Source organism: Halalkalibacter kiskunsagensis, assembly GCF_037027555.1.
Lineage (GTDB): Bacteria > Bacillota > Bacilli > Bacillales > Bacillaceae_D > Halalkalibacter > Halalkalibacter kiskunsagensis.
Window position 1 is genome coordinate 1 of record NZ_JAXBLX010000043.1, and the last position, 13,198, is coordinate 13,198.

The 13,198-nt window shown below is 38.0% G+C and carries 14 protein-coding genes; 10 read left to right on the forward strand and 4 right to left on the reverse strand.

Annotated elements, in window-relative coordinates; all coding sequences use genetic code 11:
- Positions 1-146: 146 nt before the first annotated feature.
- From SLH51_RS19435 to SLH51_RS19450, 4 genes are all read right to left on the reverse strand, one after another.
- The gene (locus SLH51_RS19435) at positions 147-602 is read right to left on the reverse strand and encodes a GNAT family N-acetyltransferase (RefSeq protein ID WP_335963153.1); all 456 of its coding nucleotides are present in this window, start codon (positions 600-602) and stop codon (positions 147-149) included.
- A 234-nt stretch (positions 603-836) separates the two neighbouring features.
- A complete protein-coding gene (locus SLH51_RS19440; protein WP_335963154.1) occupies positions 837-1,061 on the reverse strand; it encodes a DUF3813 domain-containing protein in 225 nt (74 codons plus the stop codon).
- Positions 1,061-1,219 (reverse strand): hypothetical protein, encoded by a 159-nt coding sequence (locus SLH51_RS19445; protein WP_335963155.1) that lies wholly within the window; start codon positions 1,217-1,219, stop codon positions 1,061-1,063. Before SLH51_RS19445 ends, SLH51_RS19440 begins: the two co-directional genes overlap by 1 nt.
- Before the next feature lie 72 nt (positions 1,220-1,291).
- Positions 1,292-2,104, reverse strand: a complete 813-nt coding sequence (locus SLH51_RS19450) for a Cof-type HAD-IIB family hydrolase (RefSeq protein ID WP_335963156.1) — start codon at positions 2,102-2,104, stop codon at positions 1,292-1,294.
- 108 nt (positions 2,105-2,212) lie between these two features.
- On the opposite strand from SLH51_RS19450, the gene ctaG reads away from it, so the two are divergent.
- The 10 genes from ctaG (at position 2,213) to SLH51_RS19500 (ending at position 13,197) form a co-directional block, all read left to right on the forward strand.
- On the forward strand, positions 2,213-3,130 hold the full coding sequence (gene ctaG / locus SLH51_RS19455) for a cytochrome c oxidase assembly factor CtaG (protein ID WP_335963157.1): 918 nt from the start codon (positions 2,213-2,215) through the stop codon (positions 3,128-3,130).
- 15 nt (positions 3,131-3,145) lie between these two features.
- Positions 3,146-3,742 carry an SCO family protein gene (locus SLH51_RS19460; protein ID WP_335963158.1) on the forward strand — a complete coding sequence of 199 codons (597 nt, stop codon included), beginning with the start codon at positions 3,146-3,148 and terminating at the stop codon, positions 3,740-3,742.
- 43 nt (positions 3,743-3,785) lie between these two features.
- Positions 3,786-3,980, forward strand: coding sequence for a hypothetical protein (locus SLH51_RS19465; RefSeq protein WP_335963159.1), 195 nt, complete (start codon positions 3,786-3,788; stop codon positions 3,978-3,980).
- Positions 3,981-3,998: 18 nt separating this feature from the next.
- Entirely contained in the window at positions 3,999-4,313 is a 315-nt protein-coding gene (locus SLH51_RS19470; protein ID WP_335963192.1) for a redoxin domain-containing protein, read from the forward strand.
- A gap of 287 nt (positions 4,314-4,600) precedes the next feature.
- A complete protein-coding gene (argC, locus tag SLH51_RS19475; RefSeq protein ID WP_335963160.1) occupies positions 4,601-5,638 on the forward strand; it encodes an N-acetyl-gamma-glutamyl-phosphate reductase in 1,038 nt (345 codons plus the stop codon).
- Positions 5,639-5,655: 17 nt separating this feature from the next.
- On the forward strand, positions 5,656-6,888 hold the full coding sequence (gene argJ / locus SLH51_RS19480) for a bifunctional glutamate N-acetyltransferase/amino-acid acetyltransferase ArgJ (RefSeq protein WP_335963161.1): 1,233 nt from the start codon (positions 5,656-5,658) through the stop codon (positions 6,886-6,888).
- Positions 6,889-6,914: 26 nt separating this feature from the next.
- Entirely contained in the window at positions 6,915-7,700 is a 786-nt protein-coding gene (argB, locus tag SLH51_RS19485; protein WP_335963162.1) for an acetylglutamate kinase, read from the forward strand.
- 10 nt (positions 7,701-7,710) lie between these two features.
- The gene (locus SLH51_RS19490; RefSeq protein WP_335963163.1) at positions 7,711-8,871 is read left to right on the forward strand and encodes an acetylornithine transaminase; all 1,161 of its coding nucleotides are present in this window, start codon (positions 7,711-7,713) and stop codon (positions 8,869-8,871) included.
- A 104-nt stretch (positions 8,872-8,975) separates the two neighbouring features.
- On the forward strand, positions 8,976-10,055 hold the full coding sequence (locus tag SLH51_RS19495; RefSeq protein WP_335963164.1) for a carbamoyl phosphate synthase small subunit: 1,080 nt from the start codon (positions 8,976-8,978) through the stop codon (positions 10,053-10,055).
- The gene (locus SLH51_RS19500; RefSeq protein ID WP_335963165.1) at positions 10,048-13,197 is read left to right on the forward strand and encodes a carbamoyl phosphate synthase large subunit; all 3,150 of its coding nucleotides are present in this window, start codon (positions 10,048-10,050) and stop codon (positions 13,195-13,197) included. Before SLH51_RS19495 ends, SLH51_RS19500 begins: the two co-directional genes overlap by 8 nt.
- The last annotated feature ends 1 nt before the right edge of the window (position 13,198 follow it).

Below are 13,198 nucleotides of genomic sequence, written 5' to 3' on the forward strand. Positions count from 1 at the left end.
TCCTCACGCCGTGCGCCTTTTGAGAAGAGCGCTCAAAAGGCTTAAATGATAACGGCGGTTCCGCTCATTGCTTAGATTATAAACAAAAAGGGGAAAAAACGACCCTTTTTGTTTATAATCTAAAAAACTGCTGAATATTCAGCAGTTTAAAAGCGGGATCCGTATCGTTTTGAGATAATATCATAAAATCCTAGTGAGTTGTATAAGGCTTTTGTTGCTTCATTGTTAATACCTGTTTCTAGTTCAATTCCTTTAATTTGTTTCTGCTCAGCCCAATAAATAACCTGCAATAACAGCTTTTTAGCAATTCCTTGATTTCTGTGTTCTTGATGGACATATAAGTCGTTTAACCAGATATAGTGACCACCCTTATCAATACTTAATGCTACATTTAAAAAAGCAGCGCCGACAAGTGTGCCTTCTTTTTCTGCTACGAAAATATGAGCCTGTGAATCTTTTTGTAAAGCTAAATCAAGAGTAATCAGGAGCTGTTCATAAGCATCCTTAGGACCAATTGGTTCAATTTGCCCCATAAATAAATTGGCAATTCGTCGTTTGAATTGGATATCTACGTCTTTATCCACCTCATACACTTTCACCATTCTCCAAGTTCCCCCTACAATAAACCATTTAGTATTAGCACAAGCGTAACACAAAACAAAGAAAGTGAGTAGATAAATAATTAACTGGTAATTTGAATGAGATTAGGTAAGGTGAATATTGAAGAAAGCTATGCTCTTGCGTCAGTGGGGAAGATGTTTCTATATTAAATCGCTAAGTAATTGACAGCAGTTTCAAATAGAAAAAACCCCACCAATTGGTGAGGTTTATGAACGCTATAGTTCTAACTCATTCAGGTTAGAGAGCTGTTCTTGAAAATGCATAAGTTGATCTTGCTCTGCAGGGGAAGAGGTTGCAAACGCAGAATTTAATGTGTCCTTTGCACGCTGCAATTCTTTTTGGACAGCCTCACGTTGAATATCTGTTTCAGCAGCTAATGCTAGCAACTCATATCGAGCGATAGATTCACGAGCTTCTTGAAAACTTTGAGGATGCTCCATTACTGCGCACCTTCTTTAAGATGTCTATTTTGATTTCGCACCGCTTTTTCAAGAGCCATATCGCCCAGAGTAATCGTATTTACTTCAGTTTCGTTAGCAGGTTGTGTAGCATATTTCCCCTCTTTGCGAACCCCTTTTGAACGTGAATTTATACTCATTCTTTTTTGCCCCTTTGACATGAAATTAGTACGTTCTTAACGTGCCCAATTCATCCCATCTCATTCTTAGAATCAACGTAAATTTAAGGCTTCTTCTAAATAGAGAGCAATACCATCTTCTTCGTTCGTTCGTGTGACTGAATTAGCTAGTGACTTTAATTCATCAATAGCATTCCCCATCGCAACCCCTTGTCCTGCATATTCAATCATTTCTAAGTCATTGTCCTCGTCGCCAAAAGCAATGATACGTTCTTTGGGAATACCATAAAAATCAGCAACCTTTTTGAGTCCTACTGCTTTGTTCATTCCCGCTTTGACAATTTCAATGACATTCCAAGGTGCTCCCCAAACTCTTTGATCAATCACTTCAGCATGAGCATCGACAAGGAGTTCGCGTAATTGTTGGACGTGATGATCTTGTGGATGGATCAATACGCATGTTGGGTCTTCCTTTAAAATATGTAGTAAGTTTCCGTGGTCAACCGGATTTTGACCAGCTAGAAACGTTTCAACAAACACCTCGTCAAAGGTTCGAAGGTAAAAATCATCGATCACTTCTACCATGATATTACTAACGTTAAAGGCTTCGCATGTTTCGATTACCGTTTTTGCCGTTTTAAGATCAAGCGGAGAATGATAAGTGCCGAAGCTTTTATCATGAGGGTGATGAACGAATGCCCCGTTAAAGTTAACTATTGCTGTATTTAGATTTAATTCCTGGTAATACTGAATGCTAGCTCGGTATGGTCGACCGGTTGAAATGGACACGATATGCCCTTGCTCTCTAGCCTTTGCAATTATTTGTTTTGAACGTGGGGAAATTGTTTTTTCGTCGGTAAGTAATGTCCCGTCAAGATCTAGTGCAACCAAATGTTGTTTTGCCATCAAATCTTCCTCTCAACGAATTGTCCTTATTCGTTCAATATTTTTTCTTGTAATTATGATATGATAGACATGCTTTTTATTTAAATTCTCCAGTAAGGAGGGAAAGCAGTGAATGTATTATTTGAAAATTTTGGTTTTCGAGCTCTATGGACACCAGAGTTAGTAATAGGATTGTTCATTATTTTAGTCCTTTATTTTCTCCTTGTAACTAAATGGCGCCATCGCTTCAAGGGAGCAACACCTGTGTTATTTAGACAAAAAACTTATTTTGTCCTAGCTTTACTAGCATTATATATTGGTTGGGGAAGCCCATTATATATTGCTGGACATATAATGATAAGCTTTCATATGACGCAAATGGTGTTTGCTTATTTTATTGCTACACCTCTCTTTTTACTAGGGATACCTTCATGGTTTTTTCAAGCCATCATTGATCGTTTTCGTTCACCTAAAACAGAACGAATATTCCGTGTGATCTGGAGCCCGATAGTCGCGCTTTTCTTATTTAACGGACTTTTTTCATTTTATCACGTCCCGTTTATGTTTGATACGTTGATGCAGTCTGTCGTCTTGCACAGTTTCTACGAATATTTACTATTAATTGCATCAGCCTTAATGTGGTGGCACATGATTGCTCCATTGCCAAGTGCATTTCCATTATCTGATTTACGACGTGTTGGGTATATTTTTGCCAATGGTATTTTAATTACCCCTGCATGTGCATTAATTATTTTTGCACCTACGACGTTATATCAAACCTATACAGACCCAACAATTTGGGCAACTGTTATGGCATACTGTTTGCCGGCTGGAGCTGATGTTCCAATGGGGCTGTTTTCCGGTCCGAATTCATTTTCATTTCTTGAAGCGAGAATGGATCAGCAATTAGCTGGTGTACTGATGAAAATTATGCAGGAAGTAATGTACGGATTTATGATTGGTTATGTGTTTAAACAGTGGTTAAAGAAAGAAAAGCAACAAGATGGAACATTAACGATTAGTGATATTCCAACAGCAAAAACGTAAGAGAGAGGTTACATTATGAGATTGTTTATTCCTATTTTGCTCGTACTTTTCTTAGGGGGGTGCGGCTGGGTTTACCAAGTAGGCAGTAATAATTCTTCTGAATTTGATATTTCTGAAGCTCAAATGCAAATAAGTGAATTTGAGTTTATTAATCAAGATAATGAGCCATATGGATCGGAGCAACTTGAAGGAGAATTTTGGATGGCGAATATGATCTTTACCTATTGTCCGTCTGTATGTCCAACAATGACGCCAAACATGCAACGTCTTCAATCTGCTATGAAAGAAAAAGGCTTGAACATGTCTTTTATTTCATTTACTGTTGATCCTGAAAGAGATACACCTAATCAACTTAAACAATATGGGACAAATGTTGGTGCAGATCTACAGTCATGGCACTTCTTAACAGGTTATTCTGTAGACGAGATTGCTGAGTTCTCGAAGGAGAGCTTTAAATCAATCGTTCAAAATGTAGAAGATAGTGAAGACATTATGCATAGTACGAGCTTTTTCTTAGTTGATCCAGAAGGCAATGTCATTCGTAAATATGATGGATTACAATCTGACCAAGAGGCAATCATTAAAGATTTAGAAGAAACGATCAATCAATAAGGTGCTTGTCACAATTTTGATGCATACAAACGGAGGTGAAAGAGTGAGCAAATTAAAGAGAAGCTATTTAAAGAGTGTATTGGTTATCGCAATATTTCTTATCATGTTAACAGGATGTGGCTCAACTCAAAGTGAACCAGAAGGAGAGTTGTCTCTTTTGAATGAACAAGGAGAGGAAGTTACACTTACAAATAAAGAACGTGCTACTGTGTTGTTTCATTTTACTGAAGTTGGCTGAGGACTTTGTCAACAGCAACTGGTTCAGTTGCAAGAGAATCTAGAGTTGTTTGATGGATTAGAAGCCGATCTTTATGCAATAAGCACAGATACACCAGATAACTCAAAGAGGTTAAAGGAAGCTGGAGCGTTTACATTTACCTTCTTAACAGATCATACGTTTGAAGTACTTGAACATGTAGATATGAGAAATGATAATTTGTCTTACCGAGGAATAAGCGTTTTAGATAAAGATGGGAATCACATTTATCATCAAGTAAATGATTTGTGGGGAGACCAAATTGAAGCTACAAGAAATATCATTTTTGAAAAAGTTGGAGAAATAACAAAATAACTACTAACTAATACTAAGGACAAGCTTGAATTTTCAGGTTTGTCTTTTTTGTTTATAGTTAATGAATTCATAGAAGACAGACACAAACTTATGAGAGAAACCTATTATGTTATTGTGTCCTTCAAGCTGTATAGAGCCGGATTTTGAGTTCGAATAAATAGATAAACAATAAGAAAATTTAAATAATGAAAAATAAAATAAAAATACAGTTGAATTAATTTTTATACATATATATAATGAGTAGCAAGATCAAAAGAGCAGATAAAGAAATGTTGGGAGAGGTAAAAATGAGAGTTGGGATTATAGGGGCTACAGGTTACGGTGGCGCAGAATTATTACGGTTATTACACCAACATCCTCATGTGCAAGAGGTTGTATTATATACGTCATCAAAAGAAGGAATGAATATACAAGAATCTTATCCACATGTGTCAGGTATTTATGAGCAGAACTTACAATCAATTGATTTAACGTCAATAAAAACAGAGGTTGATACGGTATTTCTAGCTACACCACCGGGAGTTTCAGCTGAATTCTCAGGTGCCATTGCTGAAGCTGGACCTCAAGTGATTGATTTATCTGGGGATCTACGTATACGAGATCCTAAAGTGTACGAAGAGTGGTATAAACGTCAATCAGCACCAGCTTCGCTCATTGATAAAGCGGTATATGGATTACCCGAATGGAACCGAGAAGAAATAAAACATGCTCGAATTATTTCCAATCCAGGTTGTTATCCAACAGCAACATTACTTGGCTTAGCTCCACTTGTTAAGAGTCAATTGATAGATGTTGAATCGATTATTATTGATGCGAAATCAGGAACATCGGGAGCAGGAAGGTCTCCTTCTGCTATTACCCATTTTAGTGAGATGAATGAAAATTTTAAAATATACCAAATTAATCAACATAAGCATATACCTGAAATTGAGCAAATTCTTAAAGAGTGGGATGAACTAATACCAAATGTAACATTTCAACCACATCTTGTCCCAATGGTTAGAGGGATTATGGCAACCATATATGTAAAGGCAAAGAAAAAGTTGAGTGAAAAAGAGTTACGAGACCTATACAAGGGTATGTATGCAAATGAAGGTTTTGTTCGAATTAGGGAAGAAGGCCAGTACCCTGCAACGAAAGAAGTATATGGAAGCAATTACTGTGACATTGGGCTAAGTTACGACGTGCGAACAGGACGTATTACAATTGTCTCAGTCATTGACAATGTCGTCAAAGGCGCGTCAGGTCAAGCGATACAAAACTTTAATATAATGAATGGATTTGAAGAGAATACAGGGTTACAACTGGTTCCAATGTATCCATAATGGAAGGTGGTCATCTCATGAAAGGCATAGCAACGCCAACAGTCATTGAAGTAGATAATGGAAGCATTGTATCCCCACAAGGCTTTTCTGCAACGGGATTATATTCAGGAGTGAAACGAAAGAGATTAGATTTAGGCGCTATTTATTGCGAGGTACCAGCAAGTGTAGCAGCTGTATATACTTGTAATAGAATTCAAGCTGCTCCGCTTAAAGTAACGAAGGAATCAATCGCTACTGAAGGGAAAATCCAAGCGCTGGTTGTAAATAGTGGAAATGCGAATGCTTGTACAGGAAAAAAAGGCTTAGAAGATGCCTATCAAATGAGAATGGAAAGTGCCAATCATTTTCAGGTGCCGGAGCATTACGTTGCGGTTACATCAACTGGTGTAATTGGAGAGTACTTAGCAATGGATAAAATAGTATCTGGTATAAAAAAGCTTGAGACGACTTCGACATTAGAAGGTGCGGAGGCATTTAATCAAGCAATTTTAACAACGGATACGATGAATAAAAAGGTATGTTATCAAACGAAAGTCGATGGGAAAACTGTGTCAGTTGGCGGAGTTGCAAAAGGATCAGGCATGATTAATCCAAATATGGCCACAATGCTTTCATTTGTCACAACAGATGCAAACATCGAATCAGAGGTCTTACAACAAGCATTGTCCACGATAACGAACCAAACATTTAACCGAATTACAGTTGATGGTGATACATCGACTAACGATATGGTTGTTGTCATGGCATCAGGGTTAGCTGAAAATGATTCACTTTCTCCGACACACCCAGATTGGGAGCCGTTTTATATTGCATTACAACAGACGTGTGAATCATTAGCAAAGCAAATTGCTCGAGATGGAGAAGGAGCAACAAAATTAATTGAAGTACAAGTGAACGGTGCATTAACGCATGATGAGGCTGGAAAAGTTGCAAAAAAAATTGTCGGTTCAGATCTTGTGAAATCAGCTGTTTATGGAACGGATGCTAATTGGGGGAGAATTATTTGTGCAATTGGATACAGTGGGTGTGAAATTGACCCAGAAACAATCGATATTGGGATTGGTCCTGTCCAAACGCTTGTAAATAGTCAACCAGTTACATTTTCAGAAGAAGAAGCAAAAGCATACATGGAGAACAATGAAACGATTGTAATAAAAGTAGATTTACATGTTGCAGATGGTTCAGGAAAAGCATGGGGTTGTGATTTGTCATACGATTATGTGCGAATAAACGCTGGATATAGAACATAAAGGTAATTCCCGGGGAGGGGAAAGATATGAAGGATATCGTGGTTATTAAATGTGGAGGTAGTACGATTGCTGAATTATCAACTGAATTTTTCAAAAGCGTCGTCAACATGCAACAAAGTGGGAAACATCCAATTATTGTGCATGGTGGCGGACCAGCGATTAACCAACTACTACAAAAGCTAGATATTAAATCAGAATTTGTTGACGGGCTAAGAAAAACAACAGAAGACGTCTTAGACACAGCTGAGATGGTACTTTGTGGGAAAGTGAATAAACAAGTTGTCACAAGTTTATATCAAGCAGGAGGGCAAGCTGTAGGTCTATCTGGTTGTGATGGCAAATTATTAGAAGTAAGACCAATTAATGAAGGAATGCTTGGGTATGTTGGAGAACCAATCAGCGTCAATACAAGTTTACTTACATCCTTAATGGATCTACAAATGATTCCTGTCATAGCTCCAATTGGGATGAATAATGAAGGTGTTCATTATAATGTCAATGCAGATAGTGCAGCTGCAGCAATAGCAAAAGAGCTAGAAGCAGAACAGCTAGTTTTTGTGACTGATGTTGATGGCATTTTAAAAGATGGCAAATGCCTAGATAAAGTAACGGCAGAAGAAATTGAAGCATATATTGCAGACGGAACTATTTATGGAGGAATGATTCCAAAAGTAAAGGCTGCACTTTTAACATTAACTGATAGTCTACAATCAGTGATGATTATGAATGGAAAATCTACGAATGTTGGAAAAAATGGATCGGTTCAAGGTACAACAATTATAAAAACCAAGATGAAGCAATTTGTTTCGTAAGGAGGATAAAATGAGTGCACTGTTTCCAACCTATGCAAGATGGAATGTGAAGCCAGAAAAAGGGATTGGGTCGAAGATTATTGATGTTGATGGCAACGAGTATCTAGACTTTATCTCTGGCATTGCTGTTTGTAATTTAGGCCATTGTCATCCGAAAGTTACAGACGCATTGGAAAAGCAAATACACACATTATGGCATGTTTCAAACTTGTTTGAGATTGAAGGACAAGAGAGAGTAGCTCAATTACTTGTCGATCATAGTGTAGGAGATTATGTCTTTTTCTGTAATAGTGGTGCTGAGGCAAATGAAGCAGCTATCAAATTAGCGAGAAAATCTACTGGGAAACACCATATTGTTAGTTTACAAAATTCGTTTCATGGTCGAACTACTGGAAGCATGGCCGCTACAGGTCAAGATAAAATCCACAATGGTTTTGGCCCGCTACTAACTGAATTTACGTACATTGAAATGAATAACCAATCCGCACTTGAAGAAGCTGTCACTAATAATACAGCAGCCATTATGGTCGAAGTGATCCAAGGTGAAGGCGGCATTCGTTTAATGAGTGACGACTATGCAAAGGCGCTCCAAGCTATATGTGAAAGATATAACTGTCTTCTAATTATAGATGAAGTGCAAACCGGGATTGGCCGTACTGGCACAGCTTTTGCCTATGAACAGTTTGGCTTATCACCAGATATTATTACTCTGGCAAAGGGGCTAGGGAATGGCTTTCCAGTTGGGGCATTAATAGGCAAAGAAACATTAAAAGATTCATTTTCTCCTGGTAGCCATGGGTCCACTTTTGGAGGGAATCCACTAGCTATGGCTGTAGCAGAAACGGTTCTGTCAGAAATTTTCAAGCCGGAACTATTAGATTCAGTTCAAAATAAAGGTGAATTTCTTACAAAGGAACTTAAGAATAAACTAGGCTCATTTGAGATTGTTGAAGAAATTAGAGGAAAAGGATTAATGGTGGGAGTTGCTTGTCAAATAGAGGTTGCTCCAATTATTGAAGCTTGTAGAGAAAAAGGATTACTCGTATTACCTGCTGGTCCGAAAGTTGTTCGTATTCTTCCTCCTCTAATTGTAACAAAGAGTGAAATAAATAAGGCAGTTGAGATTTTAACTGACGTATTAGCTAGTATAAAACCAAGCGTGAGCGTATAGATGACAATATCACTGCATGAAAGAAGTAGTGATTTTAAAAGAATATCAATGTATAAAAATTAAAATTTGAGTATAAGTATTCGTTAATGGGTGGAGGGAATCAGATGAAAGGATACGTAGTGTTAGAAAATGGTGAGGTGTTTGAAGGGATTCTTCATACTAGTCACACAGAAGTTCATGGGGAAATCGTATTTTTCACAGGGATGTCAGGTTATCAAGAAGTATTAAGTGATCCATCATTTAAAGGGCAAATGGTCGTGTTCACGTATCCGTTAATCGGTAATTATGGAGTGAATGAAAATGATTTTGAAAGTACGAATCCACAAGTGAATGCTCTTTTAGTAAGTGAGGTTTCAGAGGAGGGATTTCACTACGAAGCAAGCTCCTCACTAGTTACTTATTGTGAGAAGCATTCGATTCCGTTGCTATCAGGAGTCGATACAAGAGCGATTGTAAAACGGATACGAGAACAAGGTGATATGCGAGCAATTATTACAACCGATCCAACTAATCTATCGTTTGATCAATACACTCCGCTAGGGCAACAAGAAGTGGTTCCTATGGTATCTAGTGCAAAAATAGAAGTTCATGGAAATGGTGACCACCACATTGTAATGGTTGATTTTGGATACAAGAGATCGATTTTACATTCATTGTTGAAACAAGGCTGTAAAGTAACGATAGTTCCTTATAACTCATCATATCAGGTGATTGAAAGTCTTCAACCAGATGGAGTTCTATATACGAACGGTCCAGGAAATCCTAAACAATTGCAACATATTTTGCCGATCATTAAAGAAGTCGCCAAAGTGTATCCAACAATGGGAATTTGTTTAGGTCACCAGCTTCTAGCATTAGCGTTTGGGGCAGATACCGAAAAATTAACATTCGGTCACCGTGGGTCCAATCAGCCAGTTATTGATTTAGTAACGAATAAAGTGTATATGACTTCACAAAATCATAGCTATGTAGTTAAGGAAGATTCTCTTGTAGGTACGGATCTTGAAGCGAAATTTATGAATATCAATGATCGTTCAATAGAGGGATTAATTCATACAAAATATCCAGTGTTAACGGTGCAGTTTCATCCAGAAGCTCATCCCGGACCATCAGACAGTGAACAGCTCTTCTATACATTCATAGAAATGCTACGTAATAAAGGGAGAGAGAAAGTGTATGCCTAAACAATTTAATTTAAAAAAAGTTCTTGTAATTGGCTCTGGTCCAATTGTCATTGGGCAAGCGGCTGAATTTGATTATGCAGGTACGCAAGCTTGTCTTGCTCTTAAAGAAGAAGGAATTGAAGTTATTCTTATAAATAATAACCCGGCAACAGTAATGACAGATGAGTCTTGTGCTGATCGTGTCTACTTTGAGCCTTTAACAATCGAGAGTGTTGAAGCCATCTTACAAAAAGAACAGCCAGATGGAATCTTAGCGACTCTTGGAGGGCAAACAGGACTAAATTTAGCTTTGGACCTGCATGATAAAGGCATTTTAAAGCGCTATAAAGCTAAGTTACTAGGAACTCCTATTGAATCAATCAAAAAAGGGGAAGACCGTGAAGAGTTTCGTGCATTAATGCATGAATTAAATGAACCAGTGCCAGAAAGTGAAATTGTTACTACTAGTGATGCGGCTATTCAATTTGCCAATCAAGTTGGCTATCCAATAATTGTTCGACCTGCTTACACTCTTGGTGGTGCAGGTGGAGGAATTGCTTCAAGTGAAAAGGAATTAAAACAGATCATTAAAGGTGGGTTATCACTAAGTCCGATAAGCCAATGCCTAGTTGAAAAAAGCATCGCTGGTTTTAAAGAAATTGAGTATGAAGTGATGCGCGATAGTAATGATACATGTATTACTATTTGTAATATGGAAAATATTGATCCTGTCGGGATTCATACAGGGGATTCGATTGTTGTGGCACCGTCACAAACTCTGACCGATGTTGAGTATCAAATGCTACGTACTTGTTCAGTTAAGATTATTCGAGCTCTTGGCATTGTTGGGGGTTGTAATATTCAATTTGCCCTTGATCCACATAGCAAGCAATATTACTTAATTGAAGTGAATCCTCGTGTCAGCAGGTCGTCGGCCCTAGCTTCAAAAGCAACAGGTTACCCAATTGCACAAATGGCAGCAAAGGTTAGTATTGGCTATCATTTACATGAACTGATTAACCCGGTCACAGGTCATACGTATGCGAGCTTTGAGCCTGCCCTTGATTATGTTGTTGTTAAATTTCCGCGATGGCCTTTTGATAAATTTATGCATGCAGAGCGGAAACTTGGTACGCAGATGAAGGCAACAGGTGAAGTGATGGCCATCGAACGTAATTTGGAAGCTGGTATCCAAAAAGCAGTTCGATCACTTGAACTTAAAACAAATGGTCTTGAACTCCCTTCTATAACAAGTAAATCGAATGAAGAGTTATATCAATTAGTCGTGCAGGCTGATGATCGTCGCTTCTTTGTTTTGTTAGAGTTAATGAGAAGAGGCTACTCTCGTCAAGAACTTCATGAAGCAACAGGGATTACGGAATTTTTCCTTCAGTCATTTGAACGTTTGATCTCATATGAATATCAAATTAAAGAAGCAAGTTTTGCAGACATTGAGAAAGAAGCATTACAAACGTATAAAAAGGTTGGATTTGCCGACGCTTGGCTTGCTGGTGTTTGGGGAGTTTCAGAACAAGAAGTTCGGAAAAAGCGTTTAGAGCTAAACATCAAACCTTCTTATAAAATGGTTGACACTTGTGCTGGTGAGTTTACAGCATCGACTGCATATTTTTATTCAAGTTGGTCTGGTGAACATGACATTATTCCTCAATCAGGGAAAAAGAAAATTTTGTTATTAGGTTCAGGTCCAATTCGAATTGGCCAAGGAATAGAGTTTGATTATTGTTCCGTTCAAGGAATCCATGGTCTTCATCGACTTGGCTATGAAGCAATCATGATGAATAATAACCCAGAGACGGTTAGTACTGATTATGCAACAGCAGATCGGTTGTATTTTGAACCACTAACAGTTGAGGATATATTAAACGTTATTGACTTAGAAGAAGTAGAAGGCGTCATTGTTCAACTTGGAGGTCAGACGGCAATATCACTTGTTGCAGGGTTAGAAGATGCGGGAGTAAAACTCTATGGAACCAATCTTGATACGATCGATCAGTTGGAAGATCGAGGACGCTTTTATTCATTTATGAATCAAGTTGACGTACCACATATACCTGGTGTAACAGCGAATGATGAAAAAGATGCCCTCATAAAGGCTTCTGACATCGGTTACCCTGTTTTAATCCGACCATCTTATGTTATTGGTGGTCAAGGGATGATGTTGTTTGAATCAGAAAAAGAATTCGTTTCTTACTTAGATGATAAAGAACATCTTGTATCGTTCCCATTATTAATTGATGCGTATTACCCAGGAGTTGAATTAGAAGTAGACGCGTTAACAGACGGGGAGTCTATCTGTATTGCAGGAATGTTTGAACATGTTGAACGTGCGGGCGTGCATTCAGGTGACAGTGTTGCCGTTACACCCCCTTACTCGATTTCTGATCGGGTAAAAGACCTCGTTCTCTCCTACACAGAGAAGATTGCAAAGGGGATGGACTTTAAAGGAATCTTTAATATACAATTTGTGTTATTTAAAGAGCAATTGTATGTAATTGAGATTAACCCACGTGCATCAAGAACTGTGCCGATTTTAAGTAAAATCTCTAATAAGTCACTGATTGGTTATACCATTTCGTTATTGCTTGGAGAGTCACTGCCTTCGCTTGGGTTAACGAATAAAATCTTACCGGAACCTCATTTTTATACGGTGAAGGCTCCTGTATTTTCCTATCAGAAACTAGCAGGACTAGATCCAATTTTGGAAGCTGAAATGAAGTCGACGGGTGAGCTTATGAGTATGGGCGACAATCTAGATGAAGCATTCTTAAAAGCTTTTGTCTGGTCTGAGCAAGCTAAACCGAAGTTCTTTACGAAAAAAGGAAGCATTTTTGTTGATGTCGCTGATGAGTTTTTACCTGAATTTTCTACTTATGAGCTACAATTAAAGGAATTAGGGTTCTCGCTTGTTACTAATGGATTTGACGAATGGGTGCAGTCTGATGTGGCAATCGCATTAATCAGCTTGCCGAAACTGGGAACTAAAGATGGGACAGAGAAACGTCAAGAAGCGTTAAGACAACGTTGCTCTGTGATTTCTGAACTTACGACATTAGAAGTTATGTTAAAAGGCTTAGCTGTGAAAGAAGTTGACTATCATGCGATTCAAGATTGGTGGTTAAAAGAAAAGGAACTTATTAAGTAAA

Coding starts and splice junctions, on each gene's coding strand:
- SLH51_RS19440 (WP_335963154.1), bottom strand. CDS start 1,061: ATGGAGCATCCTCAAAGTTTTCAAGAAGCTCGTGAATCTATCGCTCGA.
- SLH51_RS19490 (WP_335963163.1), top strand. CDS start 7,711: ATGAGTGCACTGTTTCCAACCTATGCAAGATGGAATGTGAAGCCAGAA.
- SLH51_RS19435 (WP_335963153.1), bottom strand. CDS start 602: ATGGTGAAAGTGTATGAGGTGGATAAAGACGTAGATATCCAATTCAAA.
- SLH51_RS19445 (WP_335963155.1), bottom strand. CDS start 1,219: ATGAGTATAAATTCACGTTCAAAAGGGGTTCGCAAAGAGGGGAAATAT.
- argJ (WP_335963161.1), top strand. CDS start 5,656: ATGAAAGGCATAGCAACGCCAACAGTCATTGAAGTAGATAATGGAAGC.
- argC (WP_335963160.1), top strand. CDS start 4,601: ATGAGAGTTGGGATTATAGGGGCTACAGGTTACGGTGGCGCAGAATTA.
- SLH51_RS19450 (WP_335963156.1), bottom strand. CDS start 2,104: ATGGCAAAACAACATTTGGTTGCACTAGATCTTGACGGGACATTACTT.
- SLH51_RS19495 (WP_335963164.1), top strand. CDS start 8,976: ATGAAAGGATACGTAGTGTTAGAAAATGGTGAGGTGTTTGAAGGGATT.
- SLH51_RS19460 (WP_335963158.1), top strand. CDS start 3,146: ATGAGATTGTTTATTCCTATTTTGCTCGTACTTTTCTTAGGGGGGTGC.
- SLH51_RS19500 (WP_335963165.1), top strand. CDS start 10,048: ATGCCTAAACAATTTAATTTAAAAAAAGTTCTTGTAATTGGCTCTGGT.
- argB (WP_335963162.1), top strand. CDS start 6,915: ATGAAGGATATCGTGGTTATTAAATGTGGAGGTAGTACGATTGCTGAA.